Origin of the sequence: Bacillus bruguierae, assembly GCF_037104725.1 — a bacterium.
Taxonomy (GTDB): domain Bacteria; phylum Bacillota; class Bacilli; order Bacillales; family Bacillaceae_G; genus Bacillus_A; species Bacillus_A bruguierae.
In genome coordinates, this window is record NZ_JBAWSX010000006.1 from 231,825 (window position 1) to 254,208 (window position 22,384).

The following is a 22,384-nucleotide window of genomic DNA, read 5'->3' on the forward strand; positions in this document are numbered from 1 at the left end:
CGTTAGTAACTGGATGTTTTTTACTCGCAATCTTCACACACTTCCCAATACAATCCCATTTCAACTGCTAAAAATGGTTTTAACTGTAATCGAATCATGCGGCTTGGCATACGATCTAGTACAAATTGAAGGCTTTCTTCTTCTTCTTTTATAATATCCACCTTTTTGACAGCAATACGTTGGATTTTTGTTACCGCCTGACCATCTTTATATAAAACAAGACCAATCTCATCGTCTTCATTAAAAAACAATTCTATACTTGTACCTGTTAATGAGATTGTATTTGTTATAAAATATGTACCTTTTTCTTCTTGAATATAATACTTCCAGCCTCGTGTCCCGTCTTCTTGTGGAAGAACTTTAAAAAATGATGTAATCTCCTCGTGCAGCATACAATACCCCTCTCTTACCTCTTTCTCAATACCCTATATACATTTATTCTACCACAAACGACTATAACAGCTGTATTTCTCCGCTCAAAACTATATAAACACAAATTAAAAACGAAAAGCGTGTGAATCATTTGATCCACACGCTTTTTTATTATACTTTAAATCTCTCAATTAACACTTGTAACTACGCCTTTGGAGCTTTTTTATTTTTTCTGTCTCATTTGTTTTGTGACACTTTTCCATTTATTACGCTCTGCACGGGCTAAAAGAGCATCTTGCTTTCTCATCGCATAAGCAATTTCTTTTTGTAGTTTTTTATAATTGAACAATCGAGCTTCCTCCAATGTTCCCTCATCAATCGCAGCACGAATTGCACAACCAGGCTCATTTTCATGTTGACAATCTCGAAAGCGACATTTTTGAGCAGCTTCTTCAATATCAGAAAAAGTTGCGTGCATGGCGCCGCTTCCTTCCCAAAGCTGAAGTTCTCTCATTCCCGGTGTATCAATAACAAGTGCACCAGTTGGTAATTGGAACAATTCTCGATGTGTTGTCGTATGCTTTCCTTTACTATCGCTCTCACGAATTCCACCTGTTTTGGCCACTTCATTTCCCATTAAAGCATTCAGTAACGTGGATTTCCCTGCTCCTGAAGAGCCAATAAGCGCAATCGTTTTTCCTGGTTGTAAAAATTGTTGCAATCGATCTATGCCTGTTTGATGCAAACTATCAACTGCAAAAATAGGCACTCCAATTGCAATCGTCTCTGTTTCCATTATTTTTTGCTCTATATTTGTACATAAATCACTCTTTGTTAAAATAACGACAGGCATCGCTCCGCTCTCATATGCTAACAATAAATAACGCTCAATTCGCCTTACATTAAAATCTGCATTTAAAGCATTAACTAAAAAGAGATAATCCACATTTGCTGCGACAATTTGTTCCACTGTTTTCTCTCCAGCTACTTTTCTAGAAAAAGAACTTTTTCTTGTAAGCACAGTGTGAATAATTGCTTTCTTTTCTTCTGGTAATTTTGTTACGCCTACCCAATCTCCTACTGCAGGATAATCACCTTTCTCAATTGCCTCATAACGAAATTTCCCTGTTAATTCAGCTACATATTCACCATCTTCGCATATAATCCGATACATATGTTTATGCTCTAACAGAACACGCCCTACTTCATATTGCTCTGATAATTGCTCTTCAAAATGCATATCCCATCCAAATTCTACTAAATAATTACGATTCAATCTCGAATCCTCCCTAAAATGTTTAATGGGGAAGGATATAACGATTCTTTATAAAGTTTCGTCCGTTCCTTCCTTATTTGTATTAACCGTGTAAATTTTATAAACAATCGACATAATACATCACTCCGTTCTTATTAGATTTAATTATATTATATGAAATTTCAAATAAAATATCCACCCTATATAACAGAATTATCAGACTAAAAAGCATATATAACAAAAACAAACTTTCTCAATCTATACACATAAAATTTAAAAAGGAGTAAATGCGCCAAAAACAGAATGATATTTACTAAAAGGAGTGGGTTTGATGGATATGTATTCGTGGCTAACTGCTCTTCTCGTTGGTGGAATTACCGGTTTTGTTGCCCATCTTATCAATCATCAAGGCAAATTATTGCTTCCACGCCGATTAAAAACATTTTTCCATCTTGGCTTTTTAGCTGATATCATCACTGGCAGCCTCGCTGCCCTACTTGGCCTTGTTTTATTTGATGCGACAACTATAAAAGAAATCATTAAAGTTGCAATCGTTACTGCTATTTCTGGCCAAACATTTTTACTCCATCAAGCGCTTGGAGGAGAACAAGCAAAGAATACACAGATGAATAAAGCAAATGAAAAAATACAAGAAATTGACAAATTATTAAGGCGTTAATATGTACTACAATTTGCAATTTACTGATATAATGAAAAATAAAAATGCTGAATGAAAGCGTCTGTCAGAAGAGAGGGTGTTTCGTATGGCAAGCAAAAAAATAGAAGATTTCTTAACAGACCCTGAAAAAGAGGAGCTGATAGAAAACTACAAATGTTTACGAGAAGCCCGCACAAAGCGAGAAGCAAACTATTTTGGCGAAACAGTAAACGATTTGTTAGATAAAGCAAAGCAACGTATTATTAAAGAAGCCGGCATTAAAGATGAAAATGCTGCAACAATCCATCCAAAACGAAAAGCACTGTTTTAGTATATACATGAAACAGTGCTTTTTCCTTTCAGTTTACATAGTGTATATATGTTTTTTATATACATTATGAAACTGTTTTTTGTTTTGTTCCAGATTCTATATTTTTTATAATTCCAGCTCGTTTAAACGTGAATAGAGAAAAGATATACATGCTAGCTGTAAACATCCCGATAGCAGAAAAATTATGAAATATAACGTATAAAAAACCTGCTAAAGCTGCTCCAATCATTTGCCCAATATACATTGATGAATTAGCCAGCGCGGCAATAGTACCTCTTGCTGTCTGTGATAATGTTTGTAATGCACTCATCATAATAGTAAACAAAATACCTGTTATAAAAAATATAATAAAGAAAAATACCTCTATAAATAACACATATTTTAATTGAGGCAATATCAAATACAAAACAACAAGCACAATTATTCCCCCATATAACGAGCGGGTCTTACCAAACTTATTGACAAGTTTAATGCCAAACAAATTGCCTGTTAAATTCCCAAATCCTAATATAAGCATGGCGCTTCCAATTTCATTTACTTCTAATTGAAATTGATCTGATAACCATTTTCCTAAAAATGAAAATGCTGCAAAGTTACCGGTTTGAAATAAGAAATACGCAAAAAATGACGGTACTGTTTTTGATATATGTAATAACTGGTTATAACGACTAAAAACTGTTTGTTTTTGAGATTCTTGTTGTAGCGGTCGTAAATGAGGCAGCGTAAAATATATGAGTATCCCCAATATAGCAGAACAAATTCCAATTACAAAAAACGGAGTAGAATAATGCACAGATGCAAGGTAAGCTCCGATAGGTAATCCAAACATTTGTGACAAAGATAATCCAGCTGTAACAATTCCTATACATTTCATAATATGCTGAGGTGATACAAGGAGCGGGATAGACGCCCATACTTGCGGTGATACAAATGCTGCGCTAACACCAGCTAAAAAACGAAAGGTAATCATCCACCAAAAAGTAGGAGCTATACCACATAAAAACGTACTAATTGAAAAAAATATCATTCCACCTATTATAACCCGCTTTCTATCTAGACCATCAGAAATAGGACCAGCAATTAATGCAAATAGAGCATACCCTAATGCGTATGCACTTACCATCCAACCTGATATTTCCGTAGAGACATTATATAACTCTTGCAATGTCGGTAAGAGGGGTGAAATTAAAAATGTATCTGTTCCTATCATAAACATGATCATAAAAAATAAAAGCATCGTTTTCTTCACCATAAACACCCTTTCTATATAAACCCATTTTAATTTTTCGACATATAAGTCTCTGCTATGTAGAATACAACATGCCCTGTATTCGCTTGCTCCCTTAGTTTTAAACCTTGCCATGTGTCAGGAAAAGGCCCTGACCGCTTCTATGCACGGTCAGATGCTCTCATCCTCCCATAAAAGAAAGAGGTTTTTATGTAGTTTTTTAACTTATATATATTTATAGATAAAAGCAACACATGCAGCTTTTATCTTATTCCTCTTCTAAAATAGATTGAATCGTTTGCAAATCACTCTCGAGTAAAGTAACTCGATTTACTTTTATATTTTCTCTTATTTGTTCTACATGTTTTCCTCCTGGAATGACCGCATCAATCCCGTCTTGTGCAAGCAACCAAGCTAACGCTAAATTCGGCATAGTCGTATTTCTTTCCGTTGCGAATTTCTTTAATTTTTCTACCTTCACAAAATTCTTCTTATATACATCCTCTTCAAATAAAGAAACACTTCTTCTCCAGTCTCCTTCACTCAATTGCAAATTTTCCGGATATTTACCACCTAAAATTCCAAAAGCAAGAGGTCCATATGGAATAAATGCAATATTTTGTTCAATACAATACGGAATTAATTCTTTTTCCGCAGTCCGATCCAACATGTTATATGGTGATTGCAAAACAGCAATATCCCCATGCTGATTCGCTTCTTTTAACTGTTTAATATTGATATTTGAAATACCAATCGCTCGTATCTTTCCTTCTTCTTTTAAACGTACTAGTTCCCCCACTGACTCTGAAAATGGAATTCCTGGATCTGAAAAGTGTAAATAATATAAATCTATATAATCTGTCTGTAATCGTTGCAAACTATTTTCTACAGCTGTTCTTATGTAACTAGGTTTATTGTTTATACGAGTAGTAGCTCCTAATAACTTTTGAACCCCACCTTTCGTAGCAAGTGTAATATCTTTTCGTTTCCTTCGTAATACTTCTCCTAATAACTCTTCTGAACGTCCAAATCCATATACGTCTGCTGTATCAAAAAAAGTAACTCCTTGATATAAAGCTTCTTCTATCATTTTCGTTCCTTCTGCCTCATCAATATTTGAGAATAAGTTATAGCCACCAACCGCATTTGTTCCAAAACCAATTTGTGAAACTTCCAATTTTGCCTTCTGTAAAGTTACTAATTTCATTTTTCTATCCCCTTTATATTTCTATTGTTCTAATATATTCGAACAATAGAAATATATCATGATATATGTTATAGTGCAAATAGAAACTAAAATACGTTACGAAAAGCAGGTGGAAAAATGCGAACTCTATACCATCCAAATCGTGAGGAAATTCAACTCTCCTCTGTATTATATGCACTTAGCGATCAAATCCGGTTAAAGATTGTAAACGACTTACTGACATGCGGTGAACAGTCTTGCGGCGCTTTAAACATCCCTATCGCAAAATCTACACTCTCTCATCATTTTAAAGTATTACGAGAGTCCGGTGTTATGTATACGAGAATCGAAGGAACACAGCGTTTCATCTCCATTAGGACAGAAGACTTAAACAAGAGATTTCCAGGGTTATTAGACGCTATTTTACAAGCGACAGAACCTTATTAATAACAAACAGGAGCATCTTCATAAAGATGCTCCTGTTTGTTATTAATATGAAAATGTAATTGTTAACAATGAATATCCACTTTGCGCCTGGTAAGGAGCTACCTGATATGACACTCGCTTTGCTCCTTTTGGCCAAGCAACTTCATTCAGTACTTTTTTCACATCGTTCATCGTGTTATCAATTGTTTGATGGTAACGAAGTTCTACCTTTTCTTGTTTCGTTGTAAATTTTTGCTGTAATTTTTGTTTTAACTGATTATAGTTTTCAGCTCCAAATTCTGCTGCTAAATAAACAAGATTTGTATCTTTTAAGATTTGTTGATAAATAGGAGCTTTCTTATTTCCTGCTTTAATTTTATTTGTTAACTCATTATAATAACTTGTATTTGCAGCTGGATATTTACTACGATCCCACTGGTGATCTTTACTCATTTGCTCATCGGACAAGTTAAAATAAGAGTACGTAACACGTCCTTGTTTATCCGGAACGGGATCATCGAATGTCGTATCGAGGTGATACCATTTCCCCTCAACATTCACAAGGTTCCACGCATGAGACTGCCCATTTCCAGTTCCCGTTACAATATGAGATTGAATTCCCGCTTCTTTTAATAACTGATAGGTTAATAGTGCATATCCTTGACAAACTGCCGAATGTTTTGATAACGCTTCATATGCAGTGTAAGAACGTAGTGATGTGTCATATGAAACATTTTTCACTACATAGTCATGAATGGCTTTTACTTTTTCATTTTGGTCCATTCCGGCTGTAATGATTGAATTTACAATTGATTTTGCTTGCTTCATCACGTACTGTGATTGTTCTTTCGTTTCTCGGTATGAAATATTCAATGTAAATGAATAATTCCCTGGTACACCACGAATCGAAAATTTCGTACCACTTACATTATATTTTAAATATTCATCCTTTTCCAACGTTTGGTTATAGGCTTGCACCAGTGTATTTAACACTTCTTTTATGTTTGAATTCTTTGTCTTATAAACAATTGTAATATTTGTTTCATGATTATTTAAATGCTTTTGTAACTCTTGTTGAAACGCTGCAATCAGTTTTGCATCGCTTACAGAACTATCTACCTGTTTTGTAGCAGCATATGATACTGAAGGCATATGAAGCGTTCCACTTATAATAGACGAACAAAGTACTATAGTTGATAAACATTTTACAGATTTCTTCATTTAATCACATCCTCGTAATATAAAGTAATTATAAAAAATGATTTTCTAATATATATAAACATATATTAATTCTATCAAAAAAGAAAATACATTTTTTTGATATTTTAACGTATTTCCGAAAGAAACCCACATCTTTAAGCACGTAACGGGCAGCAGTTCCGCGTTTTTCCAGTTAAGTATACGGACCTAGACAACAAAAACTCGTTGACATCACCTAAAAATGTATGTGCTAGATATAAAGATTACATACACGTAAGTGAAGTAATTCAAACAACGGTGAACTATATAAATCCATTTTAATTTTCCGACATATAAGTCACTGCTATAGAGAATACAACATGACCTACTCTCGCTTCCTCCTTTTGTTTTAAACATTGCATGTGGCAGGAAAAGGCTCTGACCGTTTCTATGCGCGGCCAGATGCTCTCGTCCTCCCCTAAAAAAAGAGGGTTTTTATATCGGTTTTTTAACTTGTATATATGGAAAAGTAATTTCCGTTCACACGCGAAACTTCTTTAAATTATAAACTTTGTAAAATACAACAAGCGTTTTCAAAACGGCGTTGCTTTATATCTTCATTTGCAATACAGAAATATAACATTCCCATATCTCCCCACATCATGTTTAAATGTTGCTCATCAGAATCTACTTGAAATAATAATGTCATCTCACTATGATGCACATTCATATATTCCTGTGCTTCCTCAAATACTTCTGTTTGAACGGAAAATGGTGTACCAAAAATTTGATGATTGTCATAGTGGTCAGGTATTAATTCCTCTAACAATTGCAAGAAACGATCTGAATCATCTTCATTTTCAATAAACAACTCCGGAAGTTTTTGCACTTTTTCAAATGTAATTCTGCACTGAGAAAATTGCCCTTTCATTTGATTCGTGTTTTGTAAATCCTCGATTGCTCCTTCATAATATAAAACACGCCAGCCTTCTTTTATGTTTGCATTTCCATACACTTCATAAAAGTCTTCTTGCTCATCATCAGCAAAATAGAAAAAATATAACATGCCATTTTCAGGCAAATCATTTTTTATATCTACAGCTTGAATTTCAGCTAAATTAAACTGTGCAACAAAGTGAAGGGGACGCCCTTTATAAGCTGGATACGCCAACTCTGCTGGTAAATCAGGTGATCCTCCCATTTTTGAACACCCTATTGGCAATATCTCTTCTTGTTTTGGTACCACTTTTATACATTCAAATGCTGTGGCTAACAATTCATCTTTTATATGATTCAGTTGATACTTGTCAATTAATTCTTCAATATGCTTCGTCATACAAACTCCTTTTTCTACATGATTACCTACATCATATCATAAAATTTATTGAACTACCCCCACCTACCGTTTCGTGCTTGAGGTGAGGGTCATCTCGCTAGGTATGATAAAGCTTCTTTCGTTTTTTTCTTTATCTCTACCTGTACTGCCCATTATGAAAAAGGGCTTGTTCATTATAATCGGAATGCCTTTCTAACACATAATATACAGTGTTCCTACAAACATGCAAACTTTTCATCCTTTGTAAGACACCCTCGTAATTCCCACTTTTTTTACTCAAAATTCTTATATTAAGGAGGAAATAAATATGGGCTATGGATATGGCGGTTGTGGATTTGGTTACGGTTATGGAGGATATGGCGGCTGTGGAGGATATGGCGGTTGTGGATTTGGCGGTTTTGCTTTATTAATCGTTTTATTTATCCTTCTTATCATCATTGGAGCAAGCTGCTGTAATGGCTTTGTCTTCTAAGTAATCTTTAACAACTATTGTAGAAAAGCACGCATTTGTCGTGCTTTTTTATTTTCTTTAACTTTATAAATAATGAATTGAAGAGAGGTATTTTCATGAAAATAGATGGTGTCTTTGAAGGCGGCGGCGTTCGAGGCATTGCACATGTTGGAGCAATTTGTGCATTAGAAGAACATGGTTATGAATGGGAGCGAGTCGCTGGTACATCAGCCGGTGCTATTATAGCCGCACTGCTCGCATGCGGTTATACAGGAAAAGAACTACGAACAATTATAAATAGTGCTGATTATACAAACTTCATAACAAAAACATGGTTAGATAAAATTCCCCTTATTGGAAAAGGAGTAAATATATGGTTCAAAATGGGTATATATAAAAACGATTTTATAGAACAATGGTTAGAGGATTTATTATCTCAAAAGGGCGTTTATTGTTTTAGTGACTTACCTAACCCGAGCGGCTTAAAAATTATCGCTTCTGATATTAGCAATGGGAACATGGTAATTTTCCCTGATGACTTACCGCATTATGGATTTCCAAATAAAAAATTTTCTATTGCAAAAGCAGCAAGAATGAGCGGAACAATTCCTTTCTTTTTTCAACCTGTAAAATGGAAAACCCCTAAGTGGAATAAACCTTGCTATATGCTTGATGGAGGCATTCTCAGTAATTATCCGATATGGATTTTCGACTCACCAAACATCCCTCGCTGGCCTACCTTTGGATTTCATTTCATGAAAGACGAAATTCAAGCTGAACCTGTGCATTATGAAGAACCTGTTTCTATGTTTAAAGGGCTATTTAAAACAATGATGCAAGCCCACGATTTACGCTACCTCAATACAGAAACAAGCGCACGCACAATTAAAATCCCCACTGGAAGTATTACGAGTACCCACTTTAATTTAAGTGATGAAGAAAGAGATTGGCTTTATCATTCTGGCTATCAGGCAGCTAAAAAATTTCTGAGCTCTTGGAATTTTAAAGAGTATATACGTCAATATCGTAGCGAATCATCTCGTGCTATACACAGCCAAACTACTAATTACGATAAACAATAATATAAAACTACCAGCGGTAAGATTTTAGTTCATTTCTTCTTTCCTTCAAAACGTAAATTCAAGAGACTTACTTATATATTTTCAAATGGTGTAACTACTCAGTCACTCTATGAAAAACCGATAGAAAAGCATTTTTTTAAGTGGTCGAGAGGGACTGGCTATGTACCACGCATATACATTCGCATTGGGACATATAATTCCCTCCTCAAGTCTAAATTCACTGTATACAGCTAATTAGAGAAAAACTGCTAAAAAAATAAATATAAGAAGAAAAAACGGTAGCCATAATGACTACCGTCCTTTTACGGATATTGCAATCCCTCTGCTTCTTCCTCCGTAATAACAATATAACGTTCTCCCGTTCTTAACCCTAACAGTTCTGCTTTTTCAATTGCTTCTTGTTTTGTTTCTGCATAAGCAGCTAAATATTTTGTTCCATTTATCACTTGGCAAATGACATAGCGTTTCATTTTCATTCTCCTTTTATATATAAATCCAACTTGACTTTCCAACACACAAGTTGCCGCCATGCTGAACAAAAAATAACCTGCTACTTTCTTTCTCTCTTTGTTTGAACTTCGCACGTGGAAGAAAAAGGCCCTGACCGCTTCTACGCATGGCCAGACGCTCTCGACCATCTAAAAAGAAAAGGGGTTTATGTCAGGTTTTTAATTTGGATTTATATATTATCGTATTTATTGTTTTATTTCTTGTATAATTCGTGCAAGTTTTTCAATTCCTCTTTCAATATCGTGCAACGATGCATAGGAGTAAGAAATTCGCAAATGTTGCTCAGCATGCCGATCATACAAATTTCCTGGATTAAGCAAAATTCCTGCTTGTAATACTTTATAAAATAGTTTCTGCATAGAAAATCTCAAATTTATATGTAACCAAATGTAAAAACCACCTTCTGGTACATTCCACGTTGCAATATGTGCAAAATGTTTTTCCAACGCATGTAATGCAATATCTCTACGTATTTGTAATTGTTGCCGAATACAATCTAAATGTTCTTCGTACAATCCGCTTAAAAACCACTGAGCAGCAGCTCGTTGTGACAAAGAACTTGATCCATAATCTGTTTGCATTTTAATATCTGCTAATCGATTAATAACAGCCTCTGGCCCTACAATCCAGCCAATTCTTAATCCTGGGCTAATTGTCTTAGACATACTTCCTATGTAAAGAACACTCCCACTTCTATCATATGCCTTTAAGGGCTTTGAAGATGGCGAGCCGAACCACAAATCTTGATACACTCCATCTTCGACTATAGGTAGACCAATTTCATTACAAGTTGCTACAACAACCTTTCTTCTCTCTTCACTCATCAAAATCCCAGTTGGATTATGAAAAGAAGGAATGGTATAAAGAAGTGAACTAAAAAATTGCTTTTTATATTTTGAAATAAGTGTTGATTGCATTCCATCCTGATCCATCGGAATACCAATTAAACGCATCCCTGCTGACTGAAAAATGTTAAGAGAATATAAGTAAGAGGGTTTTTCTACTAAAATTGTTGCTCCTTTTTGTAATAGCCCCATAGAAATTAACTGTAAAGCCTGAATGCCACCTGAAACAACTAAAATAGATGATGTTGATGCCTGTATTCCTAATGTTTGTAAATATTTTGCTAGCTGTTCACGTAGTAAAATATCTCCTTTTGGTTCTTCATACCCTAAAGGTATATACTGCTTCGAAAGTATATTCATAATATGTTTGGTCTTCTCTTGCGGCAAAAGTTCTGATGAGAGTTCTCCTGTTCCTAATCGAATGATATTCGGATCAAACTCTGCTCGGTTAATTTCTCTAATTATAGGTAAATTAGGATAATGCATTCCAGTATCAACATATGAATTCCAATTCAGAGGTGCCGAAGAAGTTAATAACCCCCATGTATTATTTATCACTCTCGTTCCTTGTCGTCCTTTTCCTTCAATCAATCCTTGAGCAGCTAATTCATCTAGTGCAGTGACAATTGTGCTTCTGTTAACTTTAAATGCATCAGCTAACGTTCGTTGAGATGGTAATTTCATCCCGATTGTCCATTCTCCATTTGCAATTTTCTCTTTTATATAATCTTCAATTTGCTTATATAAAGGTATTGGAGATAAAGCATTTGGTTGCCAATCAAACCGTTCCATAACATCACCCCAATTATGTATCTACAATTTGTAGTATACACTTTGGTTGGGTCATCATCCATCCATATGGATGGATACAATTGATATTTCGCTTTATATACTAGACACCAATAGGTAACCCCAAAAAAATATGCTTTTACATAGGAGGCGAAAAAATGAGCGAAGCATTTCTTCACGGCATCATTCTTTCATTTGGACTTATTATTCCTTTAGGCGTTCAAAATGTGTTTGTTTTTAATCAAGGTGCCAGTCAATCTACTCTATTACAGGCTGCTCCAGTTGTTATAACAGCGGCAATCTGTGACACTATTTTGATTTTGGTAGCTGTGCAGGGCGTATCTCTTGTGCTATTAACATTTTCCTGGCTAACAACTACACTCTACACAGTTGGATTTTTCTTTCTTCTTTACATGGGGTGGGCGATATGGAAAAGTGAACCTACCGCTTCCCAAAATGAAGAGCAAACAATTACAATAAAAAAACAAATTGCATTTGCAGCTTCTGTCTCTTTACTCAATCCACATGCTATTTTAGATACGATTGGAGTCATTGGAACGAACTCTATTCAGTACATTGGTGCTGAAAAATGGGCGTTTACCTTCGCGACAATTTTCGTTTCTTGGCTATGGTTTATCGGATTAGCATTCGCTGGACGGATACTAGGGAAAGTGGATGCATCCGGAAAACGAATACAACTATTAAATAAAATTTCTGGTGTTATAATTTGGGCTGTTGCGTTTTATATGTTGGTAAAACTATTCACTTAATTACAGTCGAATATTCAAAATATCCTGATATATATGTATATAAGTTAGAAAACCGACATAAAACCCCTTTCCTTTTTATAGGAAAACGAGAGCATCTAGCCGGGCATAAGAGTGGTAATAATAAATAAGAAAAAGGCTGGCAAAAAACCAACCTTTTCCTTATTTATTAGATTCTGATTTCTCAGCAATTCCAAGATGATCATTCAATTGTTTTGATATTTCTTTAACATTTTTCTCATCTGGTTGATAATAATAAATACCATTCATACGTTTGTCTGTACCTTGTACTTGTATTTTTTCTAACTTCAAGTCTGTTCCTGCCATATTTTTTGTAATTGCCAACATATCATTGAATGTTAAGTTTGTTTTCAAGTTTTGATCCACTGCATCTAATAATGAACTAAGTTTTGGGATTGAATGGACTGATGCCGCTTTTTTCATAATTGCTTCGATTACAAGTTGCTGTCTTTGACCACGCATTGCATCGCTATCAATTTTCCGTGTTCTCGCTAGCGCAAGCGCCTGTTCTCCATTTAAATGTTGGTATCCTTTTTCAAGATGGATGGCACCAGCTTGGTCTTTACTATCTTGTTCCGTAAAAGTAACCGGCACATCAATATCAATACCACCAAGTGAATCCACTATTTTAATGAACGATTCAAAATTAAATTTCACATAATAATCAACAGGTACATTTAAAAAGCGTTCAACCGTATCACGTGTACTTTCCACACCGCCAAATACGTGTGCATGTGTAATTTTATCTAATTTCTTTCGTGACGGTATATATACGCGCGAGTCACGAGGGATGCTCACTAACTTTACCGATTTATCATTTTTATTAATCGTTGCCAGTAGCAATGCATCCGTACGAACTGCTTCGCCATATTGACTTTTTCTTTGCTCACTTTCATCAACACCCATAATTAAAATAGAAATATTATCTTTTAAAGGAGCCACCTCTGTATCACGTTTATTAGACTTATTTATTTCTGCATAAGAATTACTTACAACCGCTTTTGCTTTACTATATATAAAGGAACTGTAACTTATTCCTCCAATAACGAGAAATAAAACAGGAATGATCAAAAACAATAAAAAACCTCTTTTTTTAGAGCGCTTCTTTTTCTTTTCAATTCTACTTGTTGCTTCCATGTTCGTTTTCATTTCACTTCCCCCTTTCAGAACATCTTCTATTAGTTTAATTGAAATGTAACATCCTTTGTATCGAATTACATTTCATCAACCTTACATTTTTGTAAGAATCTACAACGTACGAATCATAGCTTTTCGCTACAAAAAAAATAACATCGTTTTGTAACAAAATGATGACAACGAAATTTTAACACAAATATTTTTTGAAATCCCAAGTAATCTTTCACTTATTTGGCATAATTTTCAACACTATTTTATGAACTAATTGGAGATAAATGACATTTTGGCTATATAGACAAAAAATCTAGCCCTCAAACATTTGAGGGCTAGATTTTTTAACTCGCTTTAAAGCCGCCACCTAATACATCTCGTACATCATGAATCACAACAAATGCATTTTGATCTTTTCGACCTACAACTTGTTTTAATTGGACGAGTTCTTGTTTATTAATGACAACATATAACACTTCCTTATTATTTCCTGTGTAACCACCTCGTCCTTCTAATACCGTTACACCGCGTGTCATATTTTGCATAATGGATTCTCGAATAATATCTGGATTATTTGAAATAATCGTCACTGCTGTTTTTGTATTTAATCCTTCCACAATAAAATCAATAACCTTTGCACCGATAAAGACTGCTACAAGTGTATACATCGCTTTCTCTTGTCCAATAATAAATACTGAGCCAGCAATAACAACGATATCGATAATTAGCACACCTTTTCCAACACTCCAGCCTAAATATTGATTTGCTAACCTAGCTATGATAGCTGAACCACCTGATGTACCACCTGCACGAAACATACACCCTAAACCAACACCAACAAAAACCCCTGCAAACAGAGCTGCTAATAATGTATCATGATTTACCGGAGTGGCCACATCTTCTGTGATATATAAAAAGAAAGATGTAGATATAATACCAAGAATTGTATATACCATCGTTTTCTTATCAAAAAATTTATAACCAATTGCAAGTAAAATGGCATTCATTATAAGGTTTACAGCACCAGGAGACCAGTCAAACAAATAGTAAGTAATTACCGTAAGACCGATAATTCCTCCTTCTGATAATCGGTTTGGAATAGCAAAAAAGTTAATTCCAATTGCAAACAATAACGATCCAAGTACAACAAGTATAATCTCTTTCATACGTTCATTCATTACGTTTTCCTCCCGTCTATTCCTATGTTTAATCTCTATACATCATAGGAAACTAAATTGTCTCTCTCCATCTCTCTGCATGTTTCTCTATCATTTCTATTAGCTTCTTCATCGCTGGTGTCAACCATTTACTTTTATGATACGCCAGTTCAGTTGTGACAAAATCTTCACTGTACATCCATGGCAAGGCAATTAACTTTCCACGCTCAATTTCTTCTTTAACTGTAATAAGCGGTAAATACGATAACCCTAACCCGCACATAACAGTTTGTTTAATTGCCTCTATACTCCAAAAATGAATACGTGAACAACTAATCCCTTCTTCTTTTATCCATTTTTCTAGTAAGTCTCGATAACTCCCTGGCTCGGTAAGCAATAACATTTCTCCTTCTAAATCAGCAGGAGTAACAATTTTTCGCTTCGTTAACGGATGCCCTGGCGGAGCAACAAGCACAATTGTTTCTCTAACAAGCGAACGAGTGACAATATCTACACCTAGTTTTTCTGGATTTGTAAATAAAGCAAAATCAAATTTCCCTGACTTTAATTCATTATGCAACTCCTGACTCTCTGATGGCTGTAAAATGATATGAACTTGCGGATACTTCTTTTTAAATTCATATAAAATAACAGGTAATCGATATATCATTAAAGATTCATTTGCCCCAATACGTATCGTTCCTGATGGTTTGCCGTTCATTTGAGATGATTCAAGTGCTTCATTTGATAATGCCAATATTTTTTGCGCGTAAGAAAGCATATGCTCTCCTACTTCAGTTAAAACTATCTTTTTACCGAGGCGATCAAACAACGGGCTTCCAATTACTTCTTCCAGCGATTGAATATGATTTGTGATTGTTGATTGTGTATATCCGAGTCTTTCTCCGGCCCGTGTAAATCCTCCGCTCTCTGCTACAATAATAAACGTTTTCAAATGACGCAGCTCCATAATAATGCCTCCTGTTGTACAATCATTATTTCATCCTCAATAGCATAAATTACGGTTTATGTATGTATAAAGATTACAAGATTCTCGTATCATCAATTTATTGTTATAATCATATTTCCATCATAACGAAAAATGATATTAGAAAGTATATGAAATAAAATCTTTTCTAAAACACCTATGAAGCTAACTATTTTGATAGAAATAGTTAGCTTCATAGGTAAACTTTATACATTCTTAATCTTTCACATCTGAATGAAAAACGAAAGAAAAAATAGATAACAGTCCTATACACTCACCTAATCGCTATTATATATTTATAATAAAAATAAATAAAATGAATTATTTTAATAGAAACCATTTAAAAAAATGATGGATGGATTTAATTAAAAGCATGAAATGAAGTTCTCATACTTTTCACTATACTTCTACAATTTAAAAGTTGTACAAATATTCGGAAGATCCTCATTTACGATCACTCCATCAGCAATTATCAAATTAAATCATTTTACAGTTCCCGGCATATTTAAGATGAATACACCCTCGTTGGAAAGTTACCTTTACAACCACCACAATTATCTGGTATTATTACCTGGTACTTAAAATTAGTTGTACTCAATCTATTAAACATGAAAAATAAATTAACTTAGTACAAAGAATTCTTGTGTTATTTTTATATACACTTTCCATAAACATGTTTTCTATCATTATATATTCATTCATTTCAATGTTCCGAGCATAATCGGTGCCTAAGCTTACTAGTAATAACACCATTCTAGTAGAACTTATTTTCTTTTTTCTACCATAGACTTGAAAGGGGCATACTTTTGCAAACAAAAAAAGATTTTGAGAAAAAAACGATTATATTCATTCATGGACTAGTTGGAAATCGTCGTGCATTTAAAAAAGAATGTAAACTATTTTCCTCATCTTATAACATCATCACATATGACTTACTTGGCCATGGTGATGACAAAGGACAAGCCATTGATTTTTCTTTAGATCGATTAGTAGAGCAATTGTCAAATTTATATGAAAAAGAAGGGATCCAGCAAGCTCATATTTGCGCCCTAAGCTATGGATGCTATATTGCCTCTATATTTGCTCATAAGTACCCAGAAAAAGTATTGAGCCTTTGTCATATTGGAGGTCATTATAATAACCCATCTATTTTGTTTAATGTCTTCCAAAAGTTTTGGGACAAACGAAATAATGAATACTCTTCTTGGCTTCATCAGTATGCAAGTACTATATTTCCAAGTGGCATACTAAAAGCCAACCCATTTGCGATTGTTTCCAAAAATATTTACTATCGATTCGGGTTACAATTACACTCATCTATTATTCGAGAGTCACTGCGGCATCGTTTGGAATTCGATTTAAAATCCCGATTACGAGAACTTACACAACCAATTTTATGGGTGATGGGAGAACACGATCATCTCTATAAATCTTGTTTATTTGATTTAAAATCCATTCTTCCAAATGTTTCATATAAAGAAATTCCCTTAGCTGGTCATGCTGCAAATATCTTTCGGCCAAATTATTTTTTCGATTTGTACTCTCAATTTTTACGAGACACATCGTCATAATATAAAACATTTTTTATTTAATAAAGAGAGTCGCATATCAACACGACTCTCTTCTCATATGTAAACTATATGTGAGTACAATCTCTCTTTTTTATCCCCACCTAATAATCCATATGTTTTTAAAATCCATTTTAATTTTTCGACATCTAAGCCGATTGTATGTATGGCCGGACGCTCTCATCCCTCCTAAAAAAAGGGGATTATGTTGTTTTTTCAATTTGTATACATATAGAAATATATTAAAAAAAATAAAATTCTACACATCCAAGTGAAATCAAGTGAAAAAATTATCAATTTGCTATTACTCTACTTTTTAATACTCTTCACTATAAGCGAAGAATATACCTCCGCTCCTGCTTTCGTCAAATGAACCCCATCTGGTTCAAAGTATTCTTGCTTCCCAGCACTAGCTGAATACCAATCAACTAGCGTAACATTTGAGAAGTTTGATGCTACTTCTTCTAACTTTTTATTAACTAATGATTCCCATGGACGCGGTACTCTTGTATTAATTAATACTACTTTACGTTCATTACCTATTAATTGGATTAGTGATGTTATTTGCTCAGTAGTAAATGCTCCATTTGTACCTAATCCAATAATAACGCACTCCCCTAAAGTACCCTCTTTTTTCATTCTGTCTACCGCAGAGGTCGCTTCAGACATTTGCCTTCCAATCTTCGCGTCAATCCGAATATTAGGAAATGCATTTTTTAAATTGGGAGAGACATCAATCATAATTGAATCTCCAATAGCTGTAATCGGCGCAGATTCTTTAGCCCCCGCAGACTTAACTTCTTCTTTGTTTTGTGATGGTTTATCAGCCGGTTCTTCCAAAACTGCGTCTGGATGTTTAGGCTGATCTTTTTGCTGTGTTTGTACCGCCTCTACTTTGTTTTTAGGGCTTTCTTTCGCTTTGCCCGCTGTTGATAAACCAAAACTAGCTGTCATAGTAACCAATATTGCAAACGCTAAAGCTAACTTACCACCTAACGCTAAGTTTCTTATTCTTAAGTTATGTAAACGAATATTCCTCAATGCGCCTTGACGAATTGGATTTTCGATAAATTTCCATGAAAGCTGCGCAATAAACAAAATAAGAAAAAATTGAAAAATAGCTCTCGTAAGCTGAAATTCTCCAGTACTTACTTGTGGAGTTGTCAATGTGATGATCGGATAATGCCAAAGGTATATCCCATAAGATCGAACTCCAATCCAGCGCAAAGGTCTGAATCTTAAAAAAACACTAATACGGCTAGCTGGATGAGCAAGATTCGCTACTAATAATGCAGTAGCAATCGATAAAAGGAACATTCCCCCGCGGTATAGGAATGGATCATATTGATTCGTCTTCCAAAACATAACGAGAATAATAAGAAGAGCAATTCCTCCAATTATATCAAGAACGAGACGAGCTGGTGGGATAATTTTATTAGCTAATCTACTGCTCGGCCAAATGAAAGCAAGTGCTGCACCAATTAGTAAGGAAAACGCCCTTGTATCAGTACCATAATACACTCTACTTGGATCAGCGCCTGGTACATATATTATTGCCATTGCGACAGCTGAAGCAATCGCTCCGAGAAAAATAAATAAAGTCAAACGTGATTGTTTTTTTATATAAGAAAGTCCTAAACTAATGATAAGAGGCCAGACCACATAGAACTGTTCTTCAACAGCTAACGACCAAAAATGATTTAGTGGAGACAGTTTACCGAAGCTATCAAAATATGATAATTTGTGATAAATATACCACCAGTTACTAAAATAAAATAAAGCTGCTACCGAATCTCCACGCATTTTTCCAAGTAATGAACTATGAAAAATTGTAATCCAAGCTAAAGTTATAACAAGCATGACAAGCATTCCCGGGAGCAATCTCCTTGCCCGGCGCAACCAGAAATTCTTCAAGTCGATTCTTCTTTTTTCCTTCCATTCAACAACAAGAATATCCGTAATTAAATAACCCGAAAGTACAAAAAACACAGTAACACCTAAAAATCCTCCAGGTATCCAGTTAAAATTGATATGATACAAAATAACACCTAGTATGGCTAGGCCCCTTAAACTGTCTAATCCAACCATATAACGACTATTTTTCTTTAATGGTGTGGGCATTCACAGTCACCCCCATCTTTCTCTAGAAACTATGTAACTATTCACATTACGAAATTCTACGAATTTACACTTAACAAGTATAAACGAATTTCGAAATAAAAGGTTTACAAAAATAGTACATTATCATAATAAACATACTTATCTTGTATAATAATGCACACCATACATAAAATTCTACCATATCATCTATTATTATAAAATTGTTTATGCAAATAAAAATAACTACTTCATTACATTTCCCTTACCGAAAGTGAAGTGAAAAAAGAATAAAATATTGTATTAGACTCTTTAAATAATCCTTAACAAATAAAAATAGTCTAAGTCATAATACGCGACTTAGACTATTTTTGTACAAACAATACCTTACTGATTTATTTCACTATACTTCTTTTTTACTATTAAAGTAGATTGCAATCCAATTGCAACTACTAATATACCAGCTGTAAAATACGGAAAATTTAAAGGATCTATACCCTTTTCTAGAAATATACCATTTGCCAGTGTTCCCATTGAACCAGCAAAATAATTAATAGAACTAAGCAAGGCAATAGAAATAGTGGCATGTTCTGGACTTATTTCAATTAATGTTTTTTGTTGAGTCGCTACTGCTCCCCATCCAGTAGCTCCCCAAAGAATTAAACAGATAGCCACCAAAATTGCTATTTGTTGAAAAATCCCCATACATATTAAAGATAAAAACATAATAATCATTAGATATATTAATATGATTTTAGGTTTCTTATAAAAATCCATTATATATCCTATAATGAAACTTCCTCCTATGCCACCTATTCCCCACATCCATATAAAGACTACGGATTTTTCAAAGCCATAAGAGGCTATGATAAGATCTAAATATGTGTATAACCCTAAGCTACAAAAACTTAGTATCATTGTTATAAACATGACCAATGAAATAACCTTGTTTTGAAACATCGCTAGTCGTTCTTTTAATGTTGGTAAATGGGTTGATTGTATGACTGGAAGCCTAAACCATAAGCCTAATATTCCTACTACACCGATTGCAACAATAAACCATATTGTCATACGCCACCCATAAATATCCGAAATATATATACCGATAGGAACACCTATTACGGTTCCTGCACTCATTCCAAGTAGTATCATGCCTAGCGCTCTACCTTTTTTACTTTCATGAACGAATGTAACAGCTGCAGATGAAGCAAATGGTGAATACAAACCAGCACCTATACCTGCTATTCCTCTTGAAATTAATAACATGATAAAATTGTTTGTAATTGTACTTACTACATTGGCTAATACGAAAATAGACAACGCTATTAATAATGTATGTTTTGCATTCGTTTTACTCATCATTGCAGCAAACAAAGGTGCTGCAAGCGCATAACATAATGTAAATACACTTACCGCCTGCCCCGCTTTCCCTATAGATACATGAAATTCATCTGCAATACTTGGTAAAATTCCTGCCATTACATAAGCATCTACCCCTAACGCAAACATCCCTATTGTTAATAAAACAATCTTTCTCAATATCATCACCCTTTTGTCAATTATTCCTTTTTCTATCGTAAAGGGTATAATATGATTAGTGAAATTAATATTTAGCATAGGAGGTATGAATTTAACTCATGACTATAGCAAGATACGAGGTACTCCAAAAAGTAGTTGAACTAGGGAATTTCACTAGGGCGGCTGAACAACTTAACATGACACAATCCGCAGTAAGTCATGCTATTTCTAGTTTAGAAAAAGAATTTGGTTATCCTTTATTACATCGAAACAAACAAGCAAAGATTCAAAAAACTGCTTTTGCAGATCGAATTCTTCCTCACATTCGGCAAATTTTAAACAGTGAGGCTATTATTAAACAAGAAATATCTCTTCAAAACAATCAACTAGAGGGCACTTTAAAAATAGGCGCATTTACAAGTGCTGCAGCTCAAATATTACCCAAAATGCTATCTCAGCTTAAAAAGAACTACTCAGAAATTAAGGTAATACTATATGAAGGTACTTATATGGAGATTGTAGATTGGATTCATAACGGTACTGTAGATATAGGATTCATTATCGAAGAAGATACAAAAAAACAGTTCCCATCAATACCTATTACAAAAGATGAAATTGTCTTAGGGTTACCGAAAAATCACCCACTGGTTAATGAGAAAACAATTGATATAAAAACTATTGCTAATATGGACTTTATTATGCCAAAATCTTCCTATCAGTCATTAGTTTTAGAAAATTTATCCGCTTATGATGTGTATCCAAACATTATATTAGAAGTATTGCATTGTGAAACGATTGTTAATATGATTTCACAAAATATTGGAATTAGCATGGGACCTGAACTATTTTTTAAATCTCATAAAAACATTGAAATAAAAAAACTAAAACAAAAAAAATATCGGCAAATTAGCCTTGCATTTAAAGAACAAACTCCTATTATAAACGCCTTTTTAGTGTGCAATCAATTATAGCGGTATCCATGGAACCAAAAATAATAATATACTTTCGGTTTCATGGATAATCACTTTTGTTTCATTTGTTTTGCTAATAATTGCTTTACCTCGTTATATGTTAAACCAGAGTTCTTATTCAGCTTCTTCACTTCATCAATATCGGTACCAACAACAGTGTACTTTTTCTCTTTGTTCATACTGCACATCCTTTTTTAAAAATTAATACATACTACTTTTTATAAAGTACAATTGAATTTTTTTGACTAGTTGTAAATGAAACATTGTTTTTTCATATTTATTCCCTAAAATTAGAACTCTTACCCATCTACTCCATTTCCAATTTCACAACAATTTAACAAAAAGTTCTAAATAATATATATTCAATATTATTTATACAGGGGTCTTGCCGCATGCCCATCAAGCTAATATCTTGAAGTATCCCCAAAACGAAAATTTTATCTCCTCATAGTTGTCTATGGGAATTCAGTTCATTTTTTTCGTTTTGGGAAACAATAAATTTCTTAACTTGTTGGTGATGG

The 22,384-nt window shown here is 34.1% G+C and carries 22 protein-coding genes; 8 read left to right on the forward strand and 14 right to left on the reverse strand.

Annotated elements, in window-relative coordinates; translation table 11 throughout:
* Positions 1–20: 20 nt before the first annotated feature.
* Together WAZ07_RS12960 and rsgA are read right to left on the reverse strand one after the other, a co-directional pair.
* Positions 21–392, reverse strand: coding sequence for a DUF3979 family protein (locus WAZ07_RS12960; RefSeq protein ID WP_336472783.1), 372 nt, complete (start codon positions 390–392; stop codon positions 21–23).
* Positions 393–595: 203 nt separating this feature from the next.
* Positions 596–1,648, reverse strand: coding sequence for a ribosome small subunit-dependent GTPase A (gene rsgA / locus WAZ07_RS12965; RefSeq protein WP_336472784.1), 1,053 nt, complete (start codon positions 1,646–1,648; stop codon positions 596–598).
* Positions 1,649–1,958: 310 nt separating this feature from the next.
* Here rsgA and WAZ07_RS12970 point away from each other — a divergent pair, with 310 nt between their 5' ends.
* Both WAZ07_RS12970 and WAZ07_RS12975 read left to right on the forward strand, forming a co-directional pair.
* On the forward strand, positions 1,959–2,306 hold the full coding sequence (locus WAZ07_RS12970; protein ID WP_035438188.1) for a DUF4257 domain-containing protein: 348 nt from the start codon (positions 1,959–1,961) through the stop codon (positions 2,304–2,306).
* Positions 2,307–2,391: 85 nt separating this feature from the next.
* Positions 2,392–2,616 (forward strand): hypothetical protein, encoded by a 225-nt coding sequence (locus tag WAZ07_RS12975; RefSeq protein WP_139207577.1) that lies wholly within the window; start codon positions 2,392–2,394, stop codon positions 2,614–2,616.
* Between the two features lie 64 nt (positions 2,617–2,680).
* On the opposite strand, the gene WAZ07_RS12980 is transcribed toward WAZ07_RS12975, so the two are convergent.
* Both WAZ07_RS12980 and WAZ07_RS12985 read right to left on the reverse strand, forming a co-directional pair.
* Positions 2,681–3,865, reverse strand: coding sequence for an MFS transporter (locus tag WAZ07_RS12980; RefSeq protein WP_336472814.1), 1,185 nt, complete (start codon positions 3,863–3,865; stop codon positions 2,681–2,683).
* 247 nt (positions 3,866–4,112) lie between these two features.
* Positions 4,113–5,051, reverse strand: coding sequence for an aldo/keto reductase (locus WAZ07_RS12985; RefSeq protein WP_336472785.1), 939 nt, complete (start codon positions 5,049–5,051; stop codon positions 4,113–4,115).
* A gap of 117 nt (positions 5,052–5,168) precedes the next feature.
* On the opposite strand from WAZ07_RS12985, the gene WAZ07_RS12990 reads away from it, so the two are divergent.
* Positions 5,169–5,477, forward strand: coding sequence for an ArsR/SmtB family transcription factor (locus WAZ07_RS12990; protein ID WP_336472786.1), 309 nt, complete (start codon positions 5,169–5,171; stop codon positions 5,475–5,477).
* Positions 5,478–5,519: 42 nt separating this feature from the next.
* On the opposite strand, the gene WAZ07_RS12995 is transcribed toward WAZ07_RS12990, so the two are convergent.
* Together WAZ07_RS12995 and WAZ07_RS13000 are read right to left on the reverse strand one after the other, a co-directional pair.
* Positions 5,520–6,677 carry a transglutaminase domain-containing protein gene (locus WAZ07_RS12995; RefSeq protein ID WP_336472787.1) on the reverse strand — a complete coding sequence of 386 codons (1,158 nt, stop codon included), beginning with the start codon at positions 6,675–6,677 and terminating at the stop codon, positions 5,520–5,522.
* A gap of 520 nt (positions 6,678–7,197) precedes the next feature.
* Entirely contained in the window at positions 7,198–7,971 is a 774-nt protein-coding gene (locus tag WAZ07_RS13000) for a YwqG family protein (RefSeq protein WP_336472788.1), read from the reverse strand.
* Between the two features lie 307 nt (positions 7,972–8,278).
* On the opposite strand from WAZ07_RS13000, the gene WAZ07_RS13005 reads away from it, so the two are divergent.
* Both WAZ07_RS13005 and WAZ07_RS13010 read left to right on the forward strand, forming a co-directional pair.
* Positions 8,279–8,443 (forward strand): YjcZ family sporulation protein, encoded by a 165-nt coding sequence (locus WAZ07_RS13005; RefSeq protein ID WP_090911948.1) that lies wholly within the window; start codon positions 8,279–8,281, stop codon positions 8,441–8,443.
* A gap of 95 nt (positions 8,444–8,538) precedes the next feature.
* Positions 8,539–9,504 (forward strand): patatin-like phospholipase family protein, encoded by a 966-nt coding sequence (locus WAZ07_RS13010; protein WP_336472789.1) that lies wholly within the window; start codon positions 8,539–8,541, stop codon positions 9,502–9,504.
* Positions 9,505–9,806: 302 nt separating this feature from the next.
* Here WAZ07_RS13010 and WAZ07_RS13015 read toward each other — a convergent pair whose 3' ends face one another.
* Both WAZ07_RS13015 and WAZ07_RS13020 read right to left on the reverse strand, forming a co-directional pair.
* Positions 9,807–9,974, reverse strand: a complete 168-nt coding sequence (locus WAZ07_RS13015) for a DUF3933 family protein (RefSeq protein ID WP_090911955.1) — start codon at positions 9,972–9,974, stop codon at positions 9,807–9,809.
* 225 nt (positions 9,975–10,199) lie between these two features.
* Positions 10,200–11,651: an aminotransferase-like domain-containing protein gene (locus WAZ07_RS13020; RefSeq protein WP_336472790.1), complete on the reverse strand. Its 1,452-nt coding sequence runs from the start codon at positions 11,649–11,651 to the stop codon at positions 10,200–10,202.
* 155 nt (positions 11,652–11,806) lie between these two features.
* Between WAZ07_RS13020 and WAZ07_RS13025 the strand changes: the two genes are divergently transcribed.
* A complete protein-coding gene (locus tag WAZ07_RS13025) occupies positions 11,807–12,418 on the forward strand; it encodes a LysE/ArgO family amino acid transporter (RefSeq protein ID WP_336472791.1) in 612 nt (203 codons plus the stop codon).
* A gap of 159 nt (positions 12,419–12,577) precedes the next feature.
* Here WAZ07_RS13025 and WAZ07_RS13030 read toward each other — a convergent pair whose 3' ends face one another.
* The 3 genes from WAZ07_RS13030 to WAZ07_RS13040 form a co-directional block, all read right to left on the reverse strand.
* Positions 12,578–13,573, reverse strand: a complete 996-nt coding sequence (locus WAZ07_RS13030) for an LCP family protein (RefSeq protein ID WP_461781908.1) — start codon at positions 13,571–13,573, stop codon at positions 12,578–12,580.
* Between the two features lie 335 nt (positions 13,574–13,908).
* Positions 13,909–14,742, reverse strand: coding sequence for a YitT family protein (locus WAZ07_RS13035; RefSeq protein ID WP_090911963.1), 834 nt, complete (start codon positions 14,740–14,742; stop codon positions 13,909–13,911).
* Positions 14,743–14,794: 52 nt separating this feature from the next.
* Complete coding sequence (locus WAZ07_RS13040; protein ID WP_336472793.1) at positions 14,795–15,691, reverse strand: LysR family transcriptional regulator; 897 nt, start codon at positions 15,689–15,691, stop codon at positions 14,795–14,797.
* Between the two features lie 824 nt (positions 15,692–16,515).
* On the opposite strand from WAZ07_RS13040, the gene WAZ07_RS13045 reads away from it, so the two are divergent.
* On the forward strand, positions 16,516–17,280 hold the full coding sequence (locus WAZ07_RS13045; protein ID WP_090911967.1) for an alpha/beta fold hydrolase: 765 nt from the start codon (positions 16,516–16,518) through the stop codon (positions 17,278–17,280).
* 306 nt (positions 17,281–17,586) lie between these two features.
* Here WAZ07_RS13045 and WAZ07_RS13050 read toward each other — a convergent pair whose 3' ends face one another.
* On the reverse strand, positions 17,587–19,398 hold the full coding sequence (locus WAZ07_RS13050; protein WP_336472794.1) for an acyltransferase family protein: 1,812 nt from the start codon (positions 19,396–19,398) through the stop codon (positions 17,587–17,589).
* A 363-nt stretch (positions 19,399–19,761) separates the two neighbouring features.
* Positions 19,762–20,913 carry an MFS transporter gene (locus WAZ07_RS13055; RefSeq protein WP_336472795.1) on the reverse strand — a complete coding sequence of 384 codons (1,152 nt, stop codon included), beginning with the start codon at positions 20,911–20,913 and terminating at the stop codon, positions 19,762–19,764.
* A gap of 98 nt (positions 20,914–21,011) precedes the next feature.
* On the opposite strand from WAZ07_RS13055, the gene WAZ07_RS13060 reads away from it, so the two are divergent.
* Positions 21,012–21,863 (forward strand): LysR family transcriptional regulator, encoded by an 852-nt coding sequence (locus WAZ07_RS13060; RefSeq protein ID WP_336472796.1) that lies wholly within the window; start codon positions 21,012–21,014, stop codon positions 21,861–21,863.
* 50 nt (positions 21,864–21,913) lie between these two features.
* Here the strand turns inward: WAZ07_RS13060 and WAZ07_RS13065 are convergent, their stop codons facing one another.
* Complete coding sequence (locus tag WAZ07_RS13065) at positions 21,914–22,042, reverse strand: hypothetical protein (RefSeq protein WP_090911976.1); 129 nt, start codon at positions 22,040–22,042, stop codon at positions 21,914–21,916.
* Between the last annotated feature and the right edge of the window lie 342 nt (positions 22,043–22,384).

Coding starts and splice junctions, on each gene's coding strand:
- WAZ07_RS13065 (WP_090911976.1), bottom strand. CDS start 22,042: ATGAACAAAGAGAAAAAGTACACTGTTGTTGGTACCGATATTGATGAA.
- WAZ07_RS12975 (WP_139207577.1), top strand. CDS start 2,392: ATGGCAAGCAAAAAAATAGAAGATTTCTTAACAGACCCTGAAAAAGAG.
- WAZ07_RS13050 (WP_336472794.1), bottom strand. CDS start 19,398: ATGCCCACACCATTAAAGAAAAATAGTCGTTATATGGTTGGATTAGAC.
- WAZ07_RS13015 (WP_090911955.1), bottom strand. CDS start 9,974: ATGAAACGCTATGTCATTTGCCAAGTGATAAATGGAACAAAATATTTA.
- WAZ07_RS13010 (WP_336472789.1), top strand. CDS start 8,539: ATGAAAATAGATGGTGTCTTTGAAGGCGGCGGCGTTCGAGGCATTGCA.
- WAZ07_RS12985 (WP_336472785.1), bottom strand. CDS start 5,051: ATGAAATTAGTAACTTTACAGAAGGCAAAATTGGAAGTTTCACAAATT.
- WAZ07_RS13005 (WP_090911948.1), top strand. CDS start 8,279: ATGGGCTATGGATATGGCGGTTGTGGATTTGGTTACGGTTATGGAGGA.
- WAZ07_RS13035 (WP_090911963.1), bottom strand. CDS start 14,742: ATGAATGAACGTATGAAAGAGATTATACTTGTTGTACTTGGATCGTTA.
- WAZ07_RS13060 (WP_336472796.1), top strand. CDS start 21,012: ATGACTATAGCAAGATACGAGGTACTCCAAAAAGTAGTTGAACTAGGG.
- WAZ07_RS13025 (WP_336472791.1), top strand. CDS start 11,807: ATGAGCGAAGCATTTCTTCACGGCATCATTCTTTCATTTGGACTTATT.
- WAZ07_RS12990 (WP_336472786.1), top strand. CDS start 5,169: ATGCGAACTCTATACCATCCAAATCGTGAGGAAATTCAACTCTCCTCT.
- WAZ07_RS12995 (WP_336472787.1), bottom strand. CDS start 6,677: ATGAAGAAATCTGTAAAATGTTTATCAACTATAGTACTTTGTTCGTCT.
- WAZ07_RS12970 (WP_035438188.1), top strand. CDS start 1,959: ATGGATATGTATTCGTGGCTAACTGCTCTTCTCGTTGGTGGAATTACC.
- WAZ07_RS13030 (WP_461781908.1), bottom strand. CDS start 13,573: ATGGAAGCAACAAGTAGAATTGAAAAGAAAAAGAAGCGCTCTAAAAAA.
- WAZ07_RS13020 (WP_336472790.1), bottom strand. CDS start 11,651: ATGGAACGGTTTGATTGGCAACCAAATGCTTTATCTCCAATACCTTTA.
- WAZ07_RS13000 (WP_336472788.1), bottom strand. CDS start 7,971: ATGACGAAGCATATTGAAGAATTAATTGACAAGTATCAACTGAATCAT.
- WAZ07_RS13040 (WP_336472793.1), bottom strand. CDS start 15,691: ATGGAGCTGCGTCATTTGAAAACGTTTATTATTGTAGCAGAGAGCGGA.
- WAZ07_RS12960 (WP_336472783.1), bottom strand. CDS start 392: ATGCTGCACGAGGAGATTACATCATTTTTTAAAGTTCTTCCACAAGAA.